At 61.9% G+C, this 16,509-nt stretch carries 14 protein-coding genes; 8 read left to right on the plus strand and 6 right to left on the minus strand.

Annotated features, from left to right (window positions below; all coding sequences use genetic code 11):
* Positions 1-97: 97 nt before the first annotated feature.
* Positions 98-748, minus strand: coding sequence for an SIMPL domain-containing protein (locus tag FIU90_RS05355; RefSeq protein WP_234029679.1), 651 nt, complete (start codon positions 746-748; stop codon positions 98-100).
* Between the two features lie 224 nt (positions 749-972).
* On the opposite strand from FIU90_RS05355, the gene FIU90_RS05360 reads away from it, so the two are divergent.
* On the plus strand, positions 973-1,410 hold the full coding sequence (locus FIU90_RS05360; RefSeq protein ID WP_152433842.1) for a VOC family protein: 438 nt from the start codon (positions 973-975) through the stop codon (positions 1,408-1,410).
* 4 nt (positions 1,411-1,414) lie between these two features.
* Here FIU90_RS05360 and nhaA read toward each other — a convergent pair whose 3' ends face one another.
* Positions 1,415-2,644 (minus strand): Na+/H+ antiporter NhaA, encoded by a 1,230-nt coding sequence (nhaA, locus tag FIU90_RS05365; protein WP_152433843.1) that lies wholly within the window; start codon positions 2,642-2,644, stop codon positions 1,415-1,417.
* Between the two features lie 89 nt (positions 2,645-2,733).
* Here nhaA and FIU90_RS05370 point away from each other — a divergent pair, with 89 nt between their 5' ends.
* The 5 genes from FIU90_RS05370 (at position 2,734) to FIU90_RS05390 (ending at position 8,864) form a co-directional block, all read left to right on the plus strand.
* The gene (locus tag FIU90_RS05370; RefSeq protein ID WP_152433844.1) at positions 2,734-4,143 is read left to right on the plus strand and encodes a glycosyl transferase family protein; all 1,410 of its coding nucleotides are present in this window, start codon (positions 2,734-2,736) and stop codon (positions 4,141-4,143) included.
* Positions 4,144-4,256: 113 nt separating this feature from the next.
* Positions 4,257-5,282 carry a hypothetical protein gene (locus tag FIU90_RS05375; RefSeq protein WP_152433845.1) on the plus strand — a complete coding sequence of 342 codons (1,026 nt, stop codon included), beginning with the start codon at positions 4,257-4,259 and terminating at the stop codon, positions 5,280-5,282.
* 100 nt (positions 5,283-5,382) lie between these two features.
* A complete protein-coding gene (locus FIU90_RS05380) occupies positions 5,383-6,297 on the plus strand; it encodes a sulfite exporter TauE/SafE family protein (RefSeq protein WP_152433846.1) in 915 nt (304 codons plus the stop codon).
* Between the two features lie 23 nt (positions 6,298-6,320).
* Complete coding sequence (locus tag FIU90_RS05385; RefSeq protein ID WP_152435712.1) at positions 6,321-7,061, plus strand: TIGR02186 family protein; 741 nt, start codon at positions 6,321-6,323, stop codon at positions 7,059-7,061.
* 135 nt (positions 7,062-7,196) lie between these two features.
* Complete coding sequence (locus FIU90_RS05390; RefSeq protein ID WP_152433847.1) at positions 7,197-8,864, plus strand: ATP-binding protein; 1,668 nt, start codon at positions 7,197-7,199, stop codon at positions 8,862-8,864.
* 266 nt (positions 8,865-9,130) lie between these two features.
* Here FIU90_RS05390 and FIU90_RS05395 read toward each other — a convergent pair whose 3' ends face one another.
* The 4 genes from FIU90_RS05395 to FIU90_RS05410 all read right to left on the minus strand — a co-directional run bounded on the left by FIU90_RS05395 (position 9,131) and on the right by FIU90_RS05410 (position 14,304).
* Complete coding sequence (locus FIU90_RS05395; RefSeq protein ID WP_152433848.1) at positions 9,131-9,865, minus strand: 7-carboxy-7-deazaguanine synthase QueE; 735 nt, start codon at positions 9,863-9,865, stop codon at positions 9,131-9,133.
* A gap of 240 nt (positions 9,866-10,105) precedes the next feature.
* Complete coding sequence (locus tag FIU90_RS05400) at positions 10,106-10,921, minus strand: zinc-dependent peptidase (RefSeq protein WP_152433849.1); 816 nt, start codon at positions 10,919-10,921, stop codon at positions 10,106-10,108.
* Between the two features lie 75 nt (positions 10,922-10,996).
* The gene (locus FIU90_RS15515) at positions 10,997-11,560 is read right to left on the minus strand and encodes a DUF2262 domain-containing protein (protein ID WP_172970190.1); all 564 of its coding nucleotides are present in this window, start codon (positions 11,558-11,560) and stop codon (positions 10,997-10,999) included.
* A 5-nt stretch (positions 11,561-11,565) separates the two neighbouring features.
* The gene (locus FIU90_RS05410) at positions 11,566-14,304 is read right to left on the minus strand and encodes a valine--tRNA ligase (RefSeq protein ID WP_152433851.1); all 2,739 of its coding nucleotides are present in this window, start codon (positions 14,302-14,304) and stop codon (positions 11,566-11,568) included.
* A 229-nt stretch (positions 14,305-14,533) separates the two neighbouring features.
* Here FIU90_RS05410 and FIU90_RS05415 point away from each other — a divergent pair, with 229 nt between their 5' ends.
* Both FIU90_RS05415 and FIU90_RS05420 read left to right on the plus strand, forming a co-directional pair.
* Positions 14,534-15,646: an ABC transporter permease gene (locus FIU90_RS05415; protein WP_152433852.1), complete on the plus strand. Its 1,113-nt coding sequence runs from the start codon at positions 14,534-14,536 to the stop codon at positions 15,644-15,646.
* A 3-nt stretch (positions 15,647-15,649) separates the two neighbouring features.
* The gene (locus FIU90_RS05420) at positions 15,650-16,492 is read left to right on the plus strand and encodes an ABC transporter ATP-binding protein (protein WP_152433853.1); all 843 of its coding nucleotides are present in this window, start codon (positions 15,650-15,652) and stop codon (positions 16,490-16,492) included.
* Positions 16,493-16,509: the final 17 nt, after the last annotated feature.

The following is a 16,509-nucleotide window of genomic DNA, read 5'->3' on the forward strand; positions in this document are numbered from 1 at the left end:
CAGTCGCAGGAGTGAACGCCCAACGCCCGTTTAGAAGGGCGAACAGCGGGACCTCATGAGGGGGCGCGGGACCGGAGACGGATCCCGCGCCCTTTTCTCAATCCAGACTGAAATTGACCGTCGTGACAACGCGGACCTTCTTGTAGGGGCTGTCCGATTTGCCCCAGCCGCCGCCGTCGCCATCGCGCGCTTCGATCGAGAAATAGCCCTGTGTGGCATCCTTGATCGCGCCGACGCTCGCGCCGCTGTCGGTTGCAAATTGCTGGGCTGCGGCGCGCGCATCCTTGGTCGCATCGGCCACCATTTCGGGCTTGATATCGTTGAGCCGGGTGAAGGTGTAGCTCATCCCCGATCCTTCTTCGAGAAAGACGCCCCGGTCGACCAAGTCGAATTGCTGCGCCACGGCGCGCTGCGCGCGTTCGATATCGTCCGTCCTGAGCGACAGGCGCTGGCGAACGGTGTAAGTGGTCACCCCGCGATTGGTATAGCTCGAAACATTCGCGCCCGTGGGTTGCAGTGCATCGTCGGGGAAGCCGAGGCCGTCGAAGAACTCCTCGATCGCCTGAGTGTCGCGCCGGACCTTGCCTTGCGCCTCTGCGAGACTTTGCGAACTTGCGGAGTAGGAAATCGTCCAGGTCGCAAGATCGGCGGTAACGTCGCGCTCGGCAAGTCCACGCACCGTGACCGAGCGTTCGGCTTCCTTTGCGCGGAGCAAACCGTCGCCAAGAAGGTAGCCGCCGAGCACCATGCCGAGTGAGGCAATCGCCGCCGTCCCGAACCATCGCGTCGTGGTCGCGCCCAGTCCGCTCTTGCGCGAGGCGGCCTCGCGCTCCATGTCTCCTGCTGTCGAAACCGCCTCATCACTCATCATCGCCTCCTCTCTATGGTGCGACGAGTTGTGCCTTGATATCGATGAACCGAGTTTGAATTGCTGCGAGATGAACCCGCGCAGAGCGCCAGAAGGAACCTCAGATGGTCAAATACCTGCATTCGATGCTCCGCGTCTCCGATCCGGACGCGACGGTCGATTTCTTCAAGCTCATCGGACTTGAAGAAGTCAAACGCTTCGATGTCGAGGCCGGGCGGTTCACGCTGATCTTTCTCGCGGCTCCCGGACAGGAGGGGATCGCCGAGGTCGAACTGACATACAACTGGCCGCCCGAGGATGGCAGCGAGCCCGAAGTCTACGATGGTGGGCGGAACTTCGGACACCTCGCCTACCGCGTCGACGACATCTACGAAACCTGCCAGAGGCTCGCCGATGCGGGCCACACGATCCACCGCCCACCGCGCGACGGGCACATGGCCTTCGTCAAGACTCCGGATGGTATCTCTGTCGAATTGCTTCAGGACGGCCATCTCGAGCCCAGGGAACCCTGGGCCAGCATGGAAAACACCGGAAGCTGGTAGCGCCTCAGGCCGGTTGCTGGCCCTGGTCGTCGCAATCGGCGGCGGGGTGGGCGGTGGTGAGGCGCAATACGATATAGCCGAGTATCGCGGAAATGGCTGAACCGGTAAGGATGCCCATCTTCGCCTCTTCGATCAGCATAGGCTGCTGGGGAAAAGCGAGGCTGCTGATGAACAGGCTCATGGTGAAACCTATCCCGCAAAGGATCGAGATGCCCCATATTTCGACCCAGCTTGCGTTAGCCGGTCGCGGCGCGAATCCGACTTTGTCGGAGATGAATATGATCGAGAAGATGCCGATCTGCTTGCCGACAACGAGGCCGGCTGCGATGGCGATGGGGAGCGGGTCGGTAAACGCCTCGATCCCCAGTCCTTCGAGCGATACGCCCGCATTGGCGAAACCGAAAATCGGCACCACCAGATAGGCGCTCCATGGGGCAAGCCCGTGTTCGAGCTTTTCGAGCATCGAGTTGCCATCGCGCCTGCGCAGCGGGATGGTGAGCGCGGCCATGACGCCCGCGATTGTCGCGTGAACGCCTGTGTTGAGAACGCAGTACCACAGCACCATGGCCATCAGGATATATGGCCAGAAAACGCTCACCCGCATGCGGTTGAGCCCGATCATCAGGCCGAGCACCAGTGCGGTGGCAAGCAGCCATGCCATCTTGATCGTCGGAGTATAGAAGAACGCGATTACCAACACCGCTCCGATATCGTCGACAATGGCAACGGTGAGCAGGAACAGCCGGAGCGAGGCGGGGACACGGTTGCCGAGCAGTCCGAGCACGCCCATTGCAAAGGCGATGTCGGTCGCCGCAGGGATTGCCCAGCCGCTCGAATAGACCCCGCCGCCCGATACCGCCATGTACACCAATGCCGGAACGATCATTCCTGCCGCTGCTGCAACCATTGGAAGGCGGCGCGATGCCGGATCGGAGAGCGAACCCGAAATCATCTCGCGCTTCACTTCCAGCCCGACGACGAAGAAGAAGATCGCCATCAACCCGTCATTGATCCACAGGTGCAGATCATCGAGCTTTGCGATCGGGGTGAAGGTCAGCTCGCCGTAGAACAGTTGCTTGTACTCGGCTGCAAAGGGCGAATTCGCAGCGAGCATTGCAGCTGCTGCGACGATAATCAGGAGTATGCCTGCCGAAGCGTCGCCGACAAACAGCGCGCGGACCGGTGCGAAGACCCGGCGCAGGGGTGTTGTGGTGGTGCGAGAGGTGTTGGACATGTCACGCGCTCTTTTGAGAAATTGCGAAGTTGTTGCAAGGACTATCGGGGCGCGTTAGGCTCTTTTTCTGACAAGGATCGGGGGTCGCCTTGGCTCTGTGGGGCTTTGAGTTCTGGCAGTGGGTCGCACTACTGCAACATGAATTGCTGTTGTTCGCCGGGGTGTTCTTCCTCATCGGCGCGCTCGACGACGCGTCCGTCGACCTCGCCTGGTTGTGGCTGAAATTCACTGGCAGGGCACAAACCCCGACTGTCGAACGCGCGCAGATGCAATCGCGTTCCCTCCACGGTCCCGCCGCGATCTTCATACCCGCATGGCATGAAGCTGCGGTCATCGGCGATACCATCGCCCACACGCTCGCGAGCTGGCCGCAGGATGGCCTGCGGCTTTATGTCGGCTGCTATCGCAATGACCCGGCAACTATTGCCGCCGCCATGCGCGCTGCCCGAACGGATAGTCGACTGCGTATCGTGATCCACGACCGCGAGGGACCGAGCACCAAGGCCGATTGCCTCAACCGTCTCTACGAGGCGATGCGAGACGACGAGCGGCGCAGCGGCATGCGCTTTGAGATGGCGGTTTTCCACGATGCCGAGGATCTGGTCGATCCTGCAGGCCTTGCGCTACTTGACGGAGCGATTGCCGAGGGCGCCGACTTTGCTCAACTTCCGGTCGAACCGCTCCCGCAGCCGAAAAGCCGCTGGCTCGGGAGCCACTACTGCGAGGAATTCACTGAAGCGCATGCCAAGGCCATGGTCGTTCGCGACGCGATTGGCGCGGCACTGCCGGCCGCCGGTGTGGGTTGCGCAGTTTCGCGTCGAGCACTCGAGAAGCTGTGCGCCGCACGGTCCGACCGCCGCCCGTTCTCGGCCGAATCGCTGACCGAAGATTACGAACTCGGGCTAGCCGTCAGTGAAGCGGGCGGGACCTGCCGCTTCGTAAGGGCGCGGGGTGACAACGGCCTGCTGATCGCAACCCGCGCCTACTTTCCCAACCGGCTTGAAGACGTGATCAGGCAAAAAACCCGCTGGGTTCATGGCATCGCACTTCAGGGCTGGGATCGGACCGGTTGGGGCGGGAACCTGGTCGAGCGCTGGATGCGCGCGCGAGACCGGCGCGGTCCGATGACGGCGCTCGTCCTGCTTCTCGGATACACGCTGCTCGCCCTGACCACGCTCAGCTGGAGCGCAATCGGCCTGGGCTATGGTGAGCCGGTTGAGCTTTCGCCGCTGGTCAGGTTCATTCTTTTTGCGAACCTGGTCTTCTTCCTGTGGCGCGCGTTGTTGCGTTTCGGGTTTACCGCGCGCGAATACGGTGCCGCGGAAGGATTGAGATCCGTGCTCCGTATCCCGGTCGCCAACGTCATATCGATCATTTCGGGCCGCCGTGCCATTACCGCCTACATCGGAACGCTGATGGGCAACGCGATCGTGTGGGACAAGACACCCCACACCGAACACCCCGCGCGGGTCGACCGGGCGCAGGCCGGTGCGCTGTGAGCGGCGGGGCCAGGCATACAAGGCGCGGGAGTCCGCTTGCCCTGCTTGCCGTCGTGATGGCGGCATGGGTTGGTGGACGTGCACTGACGTGGGAGAGTCCGTTTCCCGATAGGATGATCGATCTACCTGGCGCGGATCTTCTTTTCGCCGAGAATTCGCGTGGACCCGCGCGAGAGGCGGGGCAGACTGCGTGGCGCGCGAACGCCGATCCGTTTGCGGTGGAGGATCAGAACCGTAGCACCACCGAAAGAGCTGCTAGCGGCGTTCCAGGCCGCGCCGCGCTCGCCAGCGGTTCCGCATCCGAGGGCGGCCCAGCCGAGATTCAGTACGGGCATCACCTGCTGTGGCTCCAGGCGCTCGGGACCAAACTGCCGCCGAATATGGATGAAGGGCTGAATGCAATTGTCGAGCCTTCGTCCCGGTCGGGCGTAAGCCCGGTCGCGCCGCTGCTCGAAGAGCAGGCAAGGCCAGGCCGCTGGTCTTTGGACATCTGGGGTTTTTGGCGCGAGGGCCCCGATAAATCCCCGATTTCGCAGGGGCGGGTCCCAACCTACGGTGCCAGCCAGGTAGGCGCGAAGCTCGAATGGCGCGCAGCTCCATCGTCGAGCCGCGATCCACGCCTGTTCGCGCGGGCCTATCGTGCGCTGGTGTCGAAGGGCGAAAGTGAATTCGCTGTCGGTGCCTCTGCGCGTCCGGCAGGGTCAGTCCCCGTGCGCATCTCTGCCGAGGCAAGGGTGACCGACAGTCAATTCGGCGTACGGGTCCGTCCGGCTATAACAGCCGTAACCGAGCTTCCCGTGCAGAAGCTCCCCGCCGGCTTCAGGCTCGAAGCTTATGGCGGCGCAGGATATGTCGGAGGTACGGGCGCGACCGCTTTTGTCGATGGACAGGCATCGGTGACGAGAGAGCTCGCGAGCTTCGACGGCCCTTCGAACAATCGTGCACGCTTCAGTGTGGGTGCGGGTGCATGGGGCGGGGCGCAGGAAGATGCGAGCCGGATCGATGTGGGGCCGACTGTCCGGCTCGACATTACGATTGGCGAAGTGCCCGCGCGTCTTTCGGTTGATTGGAGAGAACGCGTCGGCGGAGACGCCGCGCCGGGTTCGGGCGCCGCAGCGACTCTCTCGACGCGCTTCTGAAACCTTAATGAAGGGTTTGTGGCCCCGACACCAGCCATTGCAGTGAAAAGCCGCTTGCTGTCCCTATCATCGCGGGCCCCGGTGGAGTATCGGCAGGGCCATGGACGTCTATCTGCCCATCGCGAATCTCTCGGTGAACGGATTGTACATCGTGCTGCTCGGTGGCCTGACGGGCATTCTTTCCGGTCTCTTCGGGGTGGGTGGTGGTTTCCTGACCACGCCGCTGCTCATCTTCTACGGAATTCCGCCTACCGTTGCCGCTGCCTCCGCAGCGACGCAGGTGACCGGCGCGAGCGTTTCCGGAGTGCTCGCCCACTCTAAGCGCAACGGTGTCGATTATCGCATGGGCCTGGTAATGGTCGGTGGCGGGATCATCGGCGCACTGATCGGGGCGGTGTTGTTCAGCGCCCTGCAGGCGCTCGGCCAGATCGATGTCGTTATCAACATTCTCTATGTGATCCTGCTCGGGTCGATCGGGACGCTGATGATGCGCGAAGCGCTTGATGCGCTGCGCCCGGGAAAAGCGGGCGCCACCACGCAGCCGCGCAAGCGTCGCCACCATCCACTTGTCGCCGGCCTTCCGTTCCGTTGGCGGTTCTATCGCTCCGGTCTCTATCTCTCGCCGCTTGCGCCCCTGATACTCGGGACGGTGGTTGGTATCCTCACCATGCTGATGGGGGTCGGGGGTGGATTCCTGCTTGTTCCCGCCATGCTTTATCTGCTCGGGATGAGCGGTAACGTCGTTGTCGGCACCTCGCTATTCCAAATTTTGTTTGTGACCATGGTTACGACCATGACACACGCGCTCACGACCAAGGCAGTCGATATTGTCCTCGCGGGCCTGTTGCTGCTCGGCTCGGTGATGGGCGCGCAGTTCGGGACGCAGATTGCGATGAAGGCGCGGCCGGAAATCCTGCGCTTCGTGCTCGCCGCGATCGTGATCGTGGTCGCCTTGCGCATGCTCTACGGCCTCGGCATCCAGCCTGACGAAATCTATACGGTCAGTCCGCTGTGAGCGCACGTGCGGCACGCATTGCGATGCTCACGCTCGCCGCGCTGACCCTCACCGCGCAGCGTGAACCGATCCTCGTGCCCGAAGTCAGTCAGAGCCGGATCGAAGTGAGGCAGGGTTTTACCGGCGCGAACCTGCTGCTTTATGGCGCGGTGATCGACCCGCAAGGGACCCGGCGCACCACCGAATACGATATCGTCGTCGTGCTCAAGGGACCGACCGAGCCGATCAGGCTGCGCGAAAAGGCGCGGATCGCAGGCATTTGGATGAATGCGGGGTCGACCGATTTCCGCTCCGCACCCGCATTCTTCGCCGTGGCTTCCTCGCGTCCGATTGAGGAGATCGTCGATCCGCGCACCGCCGCGATATACGAACTCGGAACAGAATTTATCCAGCTCAGTCCCAGCGGACAGATCGAGCCGGAAGAACAGGCCCGCTATGCCGCCGGTCTGGTTGAGATGCGTCAACGCGCCGGTCTTTACAAGGAAGATCCCGACGGCGTGCGGATCAAGGAAGGCGTGCTCTACCAGGCGCGTATTGCGCTTCCCTCGAACGTGATTACCGGGCCTTACACGGCCGAAACCTTTGCGATCGCCGACGGCCGCGTTCTCGCGAGCGCGACCGAAACGATCACCGTCGCGAAGACCGGTCTCGAAGGCGAGGTGGTGAATGCGGCCGAGCGCTGGTCGCTTTTCTACGGCCTTGGAGCCATCCTCCTTTCGCTCGGAATGGGAGTGATTGCAGGGCGTTGGTTCAACCGCTCCTGACGCTCCGGCACGCGTTTCAGCAGGTATCGTTGACGCGATCTTAACCGAACCCGGCCTATGGCCATCGCTTACAGATGTGCCGGAATCCTGAAGCGATGCCCGGCTACCAGGGTTGGGTAAGGGATCGATGCGAAAATGAACGACATGGCGAACCAGAATTTCGACCAGGCAGCCAAGGCCGGTGCCTCTGCCGAAGGGGCCGACAATTCGCGCATGCCGATCGGCGTCGTGCTCGAAATCTCGGGTGCCGGCTCGCAGATTGCTCTCGATATCCAGCGCCTCAACGAATGCATGGAAGACGCCGATCCTTCGATCGCGCTCGCCGGACAGGTCGGTAGCCAGATCAAGATCAAGGTCGGCAGCGGCTGGCTGCTCGCCAGCGTTCGCGACCAGCGCAAGGATCGCCGTAGCGAAACCGGCATCATCGCTCATATCGACTTCCTCGGCGAAGGGGTCGAGGAAAAGCTCACCGGACGCATCAACGGCTTCCGCCGCGGTGTGACCCGCTATCCGGTGCCCGGGGCGATGGTCTACCCTGCCAGCACGGAAGACCTTAAACAGATCTACGCCAGCGACGGCCGCGCCAACATCACCATCGGCAAGGTCTTCCCGACCAAGGATATCCGCGCCGGCCTCTATATCGACGCGATGCTCGGCAAGCACTTCGCGCTGCTCGGTTCGACCGGTACCGGCAAATCGACCAGTGCCGCGCTCATCCTTCACAAGATCTGTGAAGCTGCGCCCAACGGTCATATCGTGATGATCGACCCTCACGGCGAATATTCCGCCGCATTCCGCCAGACCGGTCAGATCCTCGACGTGTCGAACCTGCAGATGCCGTACTGGCTGATGAACTTCGAGGAGCACTGCGAAGTTCTGCTCACCAGCGATGGCAATGAGCGCCAGGTGGATATGGACATCCTTGCCAAGTGCCTGCTCCACGCCCGCAGCAAGAACCGTCTTGCCGAAACCATGGGCAAGATCACGGTCGATTCGCCGATTCCCTATCTCCTTTCGGACCTGTCGAACGTCATCCAGGACGAGATGGGCAAGCTCGACAAGGCGACTTCCTCCGCGCCTTATATGCGGATCAAGGGCAAGCTCGAAGAGTTGAAGAGCGATCCTCGCTACCAGTTCATGTTCTCCGGCATGCTCGTGGGCGATACGATGGCCGACTTTATCGGCAAGGTCTTCCGCATGCCGGGCGACGGCCGGCCGATTTCGATCATCGACGTCTCAGGCGTTCCTTCCGATATTACCTCTACCGTCGTCGCGGTGCTTTCGCGCCTCGTCTTCGACTTTGCGATCTGGGGCCGCGAAGAGAAGACCCGCCCGATCCTGCTCGTATGCGAAGAGGCCCACCGCTATGTCCCGAACGAGAAGAACGCCGACGGATCCTCGGTTGCCCGCGTGCTCGGTCGCATTGCCAAGGAGGGCCGTAAGTACGGCATCTCGCTGGGCCTCATCACACAGCGCCCGTCCGACCTTGCCGAAGGCGTGCTCTCGCAGTGCGGCACGATCATCTCGATGCGTCTCAACAATGACCGCGACCAGGCCTTCGTGAAAGCCGCCATGCCCGAAGGCGCGCGCGGCTTCCTCGATTCGATCCCGGCGCTGCGCAACCGCGAATGCATCATCTGCGGCGAGGGCGTTGCAATCCCGATCCGGGTGAGCTTCGACAACCTCGAAGAGCACAAGCGCCCGGCGTCGGAAGACCCGAGCTTCGTCGAGCTATGGAGTACCGGCGGCGGCGAGGACGAACTCGTCGAACGCACCGTCCTGCGCTGGCGTAGCCAAGGATAGCGGGAATTTTCCCGAGGGCGGGCTGCGAACGGCAGCCTGCTGCGCTTCCGGTGCTCACGGACCGAAAGTCCGCTGCGCGCCGGTTCTCGCAGTCCACCATTCTCGCTCCACCCTCGCGAAAATCGTCTTTCAAAGAGCCATATTCCATAGCTTGGAATGCATCGGCCCCCTCAGGGGTCGCAAGGCCGACCGGCCGCCCGCAGCGACGCGACCTTCAGGTCGCGTGAGCGAGGACTTCGCACCCCGGATGGGGTGCGGAAAACAAACTATGTTCCCCTGGTGTCGCCGTACAAATGGATGTGCAGGCGGTCGCTCATGCGGAAGCCGTGTTCCAAGCATAGTAGTGCGAGCCATTCCTGCTTTTCGCGCAGGGCTTCGCTCGTCGTCCCCTCGGCCATCAGGAATACGTGACCGGGCTTGAAGTGGTAGCGGCGGTGCAGCTCCAGCACCTCTTTGACATCCTCCGGCGCGGCAATCACGAACTTGAAGAAAGCGCGCGGGTCGCCAGCGTAGAAATCGAGGCGCTCGGGGATCAGCGCCAGCTCCGCCTGGTTGCCCGAATGCGCAAGCTTAGGACTGACATTGTATTGATCGACCCGGATATCGACGTGGCTCGGCGCCTTGGTCGTGCCGTTGGTTTCGATCTCAACCTCGATATCGGGCAGGTGCGCAAGCATGTCGGAGAGCGCGCCGCCCTGCATCAATGGTTCGCCTCCGGTAATGACGAGCCGCTTTTGCCCGAGCGCCGCGATCCGCTCCGCCGCGTCACTGGGATCGAGCGCCACCTGGTTGGACTTGCGTTCATAAGTCACGCCATCGCGGTGCGGGCGATTGTCGCCCTCGAAATGCCACGTATAGGCGGTGTCGCACCAGATGCAGGCGAGATTGCAACGCGAGAGCCGGATGAAGGCGACCGGCGTACCCGCACTCGGTCCTTCACCCTGCAGAGACGCGAATATCTCAGGGCCGCCGGTGTCGTCCGTGGCGAGGATTAGCGACATTTTATTTCCAACGAAGTTGACAAAGTTGACACCCTGTCACCCGTATTACGTTGGCCTGAAGACCGCGGGAAACCGCCAAAAATCGCTGCAAAAGCGAAATTGACACTTCTCCAACTCGAAACGGGATCCCGGGCGTTCGTCATCCGTTTGCCTTGCCACGTTTGCAGTGCGTAGGAAAGCATCGCCCCCCCTGCTCCTTGAGAATGGCAGGGCTTCCAAAGATGGTGCTTGAGCATCGCCTTAGTCCCACTGCGCTGGATCAAGCGCCAGCAACTGCGACATCTGGGAATACAGGTGCGGCTCTTCGCGCCTCAATGCGCGTGGCTTCTCGAAGAAGGTGACAATCGCCTCGGCGAAGAACTCTTCGTGATTGGTCGCGCCGTAGGGATCGATAAGCGTTGCATATCCGGCTTCGACCCGTTCGACATGCGAGTGATATGCATCGAGCATGGCTTTCTCCCAGCCGGCATAGGCCTGACCTTTGCGCAAGATGGGGATGCCGTTGGTGTGACCGGTCAGCGCGTCCAATTGGTGGGCGAACTCGTGAATGACGACGTTGAACCCGTCTTCCGGGTCCAGCCCGCCATGCAGTGCTTGATCCCAGGACAGGATTACCGGCCCACGCGCCCAGCTTTCGCCCAGCATCGCGTGGCGGTCTTCGCTGACGACAAACCCGTCATGCGTGTCGCGATTGGTGACGAAAGCCGATGGGTAGATCAGCACGTTTCTGAGCGTGTCGTACCAGACCGGGCTGTTTACAATCAGCAGACACGCCTGCGCCGCGATCGAAAGTCGCATCTCGTCGGTGACGACGACGCCGTTGTTTCCGCGGAATGTGACCTGATCGAGGAAAAGATTGATCTTGCCTTCGAGCGTTTGCCGCAAGTCGTGCGGCAAGCGGCGGACCAGCGGCACCAGCTTTTCGACCACTGCACGCTGTTGCGGCGTGAGCGGTGCTGCCAAAAGCGCCCTACGCCTGCGCCGCCGTATATGGCGGCGGTATAGAACAAATCCGCCGATCAGCAGGGGAACGAGGAGGATGAGCCAGGGGGACATGCTATTGAGTTAGGGGCACACGCCGGGATTTGGTAGAGCGCGGGTTATGGTCGGCTCCGGGAATAGAAAGCCGGCCTATCCCTCTATCGCGACATCCTCGACCCCGGCAGCAATCGACCCGCTAACGCAGATAGCGTGATCGGTGAGCAGCTCTCCTTCGACGTGAAAAGTCAGACTGAACCAGCCATCCTCGCCGGTCGTGACATTGGTGAGCGTGATCCGCGACCAGAACTCGTCTTCGGTGAGTTCCGGTTCGGTTTCGGGATCGCGCCACTCGTCGCGCCAGAGCGGGTATGTTTCCGCAAGAACCGCAGCACGGGCTTTGTCGTGCCAGCCCGCCTGATCCTCCATCAGGGCATCCATCGTGTCGAAGCTCGCTTCGATGATCTCGCTTCCGCGCTCGCGCGTGCCGGGGGTTGCGTCGGGAGAGAATTCTACGGGTTCGCCGAGCCAGGTGACCTCAACGCTGGTGTGCAGTGAGTAAGAAAATTCCCCAGCGTCCTCGAATGTCCCATAGCGCGGGTGCGAATAGGATATTGCCGGAGGCCGCTTGTCCTTGCCGAACGCCGTGCTGAAGAAGCCGCGAATGTCCTCCCACAATTCGATTTCATGGCGGAAGAAGTGCCTCAGCCGGCTCAAGTGGCTTATCCCAGCCGCGCCAGAGCCGCTTCGAGCCGTTCGACCTCCGCCGAGTGGTGCGCGAAGTCGGCCTTGGCCTTCTCGACCGCTTCGGGCTTGGCGCGTTCGACAAAGTTGGCGTTGGAGAGCCTGCCTTCGAGCGATTTCGCTTCCTTTTCCGAGGCGGCGAGCGCCTTTTCCAGTCGGGTTTTCTCCGCCTCGATATCGATGATGCCTTCGAGCGGGATGACGAATACGTCGCCCCCACCCGAACCAGCCTGCGCAGTGACTTGCATCGCGGGGCCGGAGGGCGCTTCGCCGATCGTCACCGGGGCAAGGCGCGCGAGGCGCTCGATTGCGGCGCTGCTGCGCTCGATCGTGCTGCTCGCAAGTTGCGAAGGCGAGGGCACGAACGCAGCAAGCTTCGCACCCGGCGCAATGCCGAGCTCGTTCTTCGCCGAGCGGACATTGGTGGTGAGGTCGATCACCCAGTCGATCGCGTCGGTTGCATCCTTGGAAATCTCGGCGCGCGGATCGGGCCATTTGGCGGTGATCAAGTCATAGTGGCGTGTCCCCTGCGCGTGCCACAACTCCTCGGTGATGAAGGGCATGAACGGGTGCAGCATGACGAGAATCTGGTCGAGCGCCCAGCCGGCAACCTCGCGGGTCTCGATGGCAGCGGGGCTGTCCGCGTCACCGCCGAAGACCGGCTTGATGAGTTCGAGATACCAGTCGCAAAAGCGGCTCCAGGTGAACTGGTAAATCGCGTTTGCTGCGGCATCGAAGCGCAATTCGGCCATCGCCTTGTCGAGTTCCTCGACGGTTTGCTGAACCTCGCCGATGATCCACTGGTTGGCGGCGAGTCTGGCTTTGGGAGCGCGCAGAGTGGTCGAAGCGGCGATGCCGTTCGACTGGCAGAAACGCGCCGCGTTCCAGAGCTTGGTCGCGAAATTGCGATACCCTTCGACCCGCTTTTCATCCATCTTGATGTCGCGGCCCTGGCTTTCCATCGCCGCCATGAAAAACCGCAGCGCATCGGCGCCGTACTGGTCAATGAGACCGAGCGGATCGACGACATTGCCCTTCGATTTCGACATCTTCGCGCCGTCTGCCGCACGCACGAGGCCGTGGAGGTAGAGGCGCGGCCAAGGAGCCTCTCCCATGTTGTAATTGCCCATCATCATCATCCGCGCATCCCAGAAGAACAGGATGTCGAAGCCCGAGATGAGCAGGTCGTTGGGGAAGTGCTTTTCGAGCAGGTCGGTCTTCTCCGGCCACCCGAGCGTCGCGAACGGCCACAGCGCGGATGAGAACCACGTGTCGAGCACGTCGTTGTCGCGCGTCAGTTCTACACCTTCGCCAGCCTGCGCCTGCGCTTCTTCCTCGCTCATCGCGACGTAGACATTGTCGTCGCTATCGAACCACGCAGGGATGCGGTGGCCCCACCACAATTGCCGCGAGACACACCACGGCTGGATGTTCTCCATCCAGTTGAAGAAGGTCTTTTCCCACGTCTTGGGGACGATTTCGACCTCGCCATTGCGCACCTGCTCGATCGGTTTTTGCGCGAGCTTTTCGGCATCGACATACCACTGGTCGGTCAGCCACGGCTCGATCACCACGCCGCCGCGATCGCCGAAGGGCGTCGCGATCTGGCGCGGCTCGGCGTCCATCTCAACTTGTTCGCCGTTCCTGTTCTTCTGGACGTGCGGGATCAGGTAGCCCTGCTCCTTGAGGCGCTGGACCACGAGTTCGCGCGCGCCATCCACCCCGTCTCGCTTGAAGCGGTGGAGGCCGATATATTCGTCAGGCACCAGCCCGTCCGCCGTCTGGCAGACGTTGGCATCGCCATCGAGCATGTTGAGCATATCGGCAGGCGCGATACCTGCGCGCTTGCCCACCTCGAAATCGTTGAAGTCGTGCCCCGGCGTGATCTTCACCGCGCCCGAGCCGAGCTCGGGATCGGCGTGTTCGTCGGCGACCACGGGTACGCGGCGACCTGTGATCGGCAGGATCACATGCTTGCCGATGACGCTTTTGTAGCGCTCGTCATCGGGATGCACCGCGACTGCCATGTCGGCGAGCATCGTTTCGGGGCGCGTGGTGGCGACCTCGATATAGTCCTGCCCTGAATCCAGCGTCACGCCGTCCGCGAGCGGATATTTGAAGTGCCAGAAATGGCCCGGGATTGTCTGCTGCTCGACCTCGAGGTCCGAGATCGCGGTCTTGAGTTTCGGATCCCAGTTCACCAGCCGCTTGTCGCGGTAGATAAGGCCGTCATTGTAAAGATCGACGAAGGTTTTGAGCACCGCCTTGGTAAAGTGCTCGTCCATCGTGAACTGTTCGCGCGACCAGTCCATCGAGCAACCGAGCCGGCGCAGCTGCTTGGTGATAGCGCCCCCGCTCTCGGCCTTCCATTCCCAGACCTTTTCGATGAATTCCTCACGCGAGTAATTCGTGCGCTTGTCCTGGCGTTCCTCCATCTGGCGCTCGACCACCATCTGCGTCGCGATCCCTGCGTGGTCCATGCCGACGACCCAAAGCGCGTCCTTGCCCCGCATGCGTTCGTATCGGATCACGATGTCCTGAAGCGTGTTGTCGAGCGCGTGGCCAATATGGAGGCTTCCCGTAACGTTGGGCGGCGGATTCACGATGGTGTAGGGTTCCGCATCCGGGCGCTCGGGCCGGAAACCGCCGGTTTCCTCCCAATGCTTGTACCATCGCGCCTCGATTTCGGCGGGGTTGAAGGTGGTCGGTAGGGTCATCTTTGTTGTGCTCGCAAACGCTCGCAGGCCGTGCCACCCGCGCCCTCCGCCCTTCCACCCGTATAGTGTCCCGGTAGGTTCCGGGTGGAAGGGCGGAGGGCGCGGGTAGCTCGGCCCTTGGAAAATAACGCCTTTGCCAGCGGCTCTCCCTCGGTGCAACGGTGAGTTTCGCCATCGGGGACAACACACCGCTTGTGATGCGCGGGATTTGCCTACATAGCTTCACGTTATGGACCGCGAGGCTCAGTTTTCACTCGATAACGACGATGGTGGGCGCAGCCGGATTTCCTTTTCCGGCCCGCTGGTTGTCTCGACGATCGGGCCGGTCGAACAGGATCTCGACGAGCTCGATACGCAAGTGTCGGTGATCGACCTCTCCGGGGTCGAGCATATCGATACGGTCGGCGCATGGGTCGCGTGCCGTCTCGCTGGCGACCATGAGGCGGAAATCGTCGGCGCCAGCCCGCGCGCGCAGCGCCTGCTCGACGCGATCGAGGACTTGCAGACGGACGCGCCCGTCAGCGCACCGCGTGAGCCGGTCTGGGTGCGCGTACCCGAGGAGATGGGGCAGAAGGTCTTCAACGCGCGCTCGGGCATTTACGGCGTCGTGGGATTTCTTGGGCAAATACTCCTTGGCTTCGCAAGCCTTGCCCGTCACCCCTCGCAATTCCCGATGAAGGCGCTGGTCCGCCAGATGGAGCTGGTGGGCGTCGCCGCGCTTCCGATCATTGGATTGATGAGTTTTCTCATCGGCATCGTCATCGCGCAGCAGGGCGCGGTGCAACTCGAACAATTCGGGGCGGAGGCGCTGACGGTGAACCTCGTCGGCCGGATCACGTTGCGCGAACTCGGCGTGCTGATGACCGCAATCATGGTTGCGGGCCGTTCGGGAAGCGCTTTTGCGGCTCAGATCGGGACGATGAAACTGACCGAGGAAATCGACGCGATGCGCACGATCGGTCTTTCTCCCATCGAACGCCTCGTAATTCCGCGCATCCTCGCCTGCACGTTCATGATGATCCTGCTGGGTTTCTACTCGTCGGTCGTAGCGATCATCGGCGGCGCCGTGGTCGGCCAGTTTGCGCTCGGCATCCCGTTCTTCACCTTTCTCGAGCGCATTCAGGAGGTCGTACCGACTTACGATTTGTGGGTCGGCCTTATCAAAGCGCCGGTTTTCGGCCTGATCGTGGCGCTTGCAGGCTGCTATCACGGGATGCAGGTGCGCGGGAATTCGGAAGAGGTCGGCCTCAGAACCACCATGGCGGTCGTCTCCGCCATCTTCGCCGTGATTGTGCTCGATGCGTTCTTCGCTGTGTTCTTCACCGAGATCGGGTGGGGCTGAGCGATGGCGAAAGAGCACGACAACACCGAACATCTCGGCACCGAACCGCCCATCGTCGTCGAGGGACTGGTCAACCGCTTCGGCGATTTCACCGTCCATGACGGGCTCGATCTTGTCGTCGAGCCGGGAGAGATCATCGGTGTCGTCGGAGGTTCGGGAAGCGGCAAATCGGTTCTGATGCGTTCCATCATCGGGCTGCAAACGCCGGATGCGGGAAGCATCCGGGTTCTCGGCCAGTCGATTACCAATGCCGAGCCCGACGAGGAAATCGGCGTGCGTTGCCGCTGGGGCGTGATGTTCCAGGGTGGGGCGCTGTTCTCGACTCTGACCGTGGGCGAAAATGTTGAAGTGCCGCTGAGGCAATTCTACCCCGATATCGACGACCACCTGCGCCGCGAGATTGCCCGCTACAAGGTGTTGCTCTCGGGACTTCCCGAAGATGCAATCAACAAGTTTCCGAACGAGCTATCGGGCGGGATGAAGAAACGCGCCGGTCTCGCCCGCGCGCTCGCGCTGGATCCCGAATTGCTCTTTCTGGACGAACCAACGGCAGGCCTTGATCCGATCGGTGCGGCTAAGTTCGACCAATTGACCAAGAACCTGAAGGAAACGCTCGGCCTCACCGTTTTCCTGATTACCCACGATCTCGATACGCTTTACGAGATTTGCGACCGCATCGCCGTGATCGCGGACAAAAAGGTGATCGCGGTCGGGACAATTCCCGAATTGCTGGAAACCGGCCATCCGTGGATCGAGGAATACTTCAATGGCCCGCGTGGACGCGCTGCCCTCGCAACGCACGAACGCGGCGAGCAACAGGCTGCCGGGAACAATGTCCATGGATAAGCGCATGGACACAGGCG

Origin of the sequence: Erythrobacter sp. THAF29 (assembly GCF_009363635.1) — a bacterium.
Lineage (GTDB): Bacteria > Pseudomonadota > Alphaproteobacteria > Sphingomonadales > Sphingomonadaceae > Erythrobacter.

Excerpts from the sequence above, each read along its gene's own strand:
- FIU90_RS05355 (WP_234029679.1), bottom strand. The coding sequence starts at position 748 with ATGGTGCTCGGCGGCTACCTTCTTGGCGACGGTTTGCTCCGCGCAAAG.
- FIU90_RS05360 (WP_152433842.1), top strand. The coding sequence starts at position 973 with ATGGTCAAATACCTGCATTCGATGCTCCGCGTCTCCGATCCGGACGCG.
- nhaA (WP_152433843.1), bottom strand. The coding sequence starts at position 2,644 with ATGTCCAACACCTCTCGCACCACCACAACACCCCTGCGCCGGGTCTTC.
- FIU90_RS05375 (WP_152433845.1), top strand. The coding sequence starts at position 4,257 with ATGATCGATCTACCTGGCGCGGATCTTCTTTTCGCCGAGAATTCGCGT.
- FIU90_RS05380 (WP_152433846.1), top strand. The coding sequence starts at position 5,383 with ATGGACGTCTATCTGCCCATCGCGAATCTCTCGGTGAACGGATTGTAC.
- FIU90_RS05385 (WP_152435712.1), top strand. The coding sequence starts at position 6,321 with ATGCTCACGCTCGCCGCGCTGACCCTCACCGCGCAGCGTGAACCGATC.
- FIU90_RS05390 (WP_152433847.1), top strand. The coding sequence starts at position 7,197 with ATGAACGACATGGCGAACCAGAATTTCGACCAGGCAGCCAAGGCCGGT.
- FIU90_RS05395 (WP_152433848.1), bottom strand. The coding sequence starts at position 9,865 with ATGTCGCTAATCCTCGCCACGGACGACACCGGCGGCCCTGAGATATTC.
- FIU90_RS05400 (WP_152433849.1), bottom strand. The coding sequence starts at position 10,921 with ATGTCCCCCTGGCTCATCCTCCTCGTTCCCCTGCTGATCGGCGGATTT.
- FIU90_RS05410 (WP_152433851.1), bottom strand. The coding sequence starts at position 14,304 with ATGACCCTACCGACCACCTTCAACCCCGCCGAAATCGAGGCGCGATGG.
- FIU90_RS05415 (WP_152433852.1), top strand. The coding sequence starts at position 14,534 with ATGGACCGCGAGGCTCAGTTTTCACTCGATAACGACGATGGTGGGCGC.
- FIU90_RS05420 (WP_152433853.1), top strand. The coding sequence starts at position 15,650 with ATGGCGAAAGAGCACGACAACACCGAACATCTCGGCACCGAACCGCCC.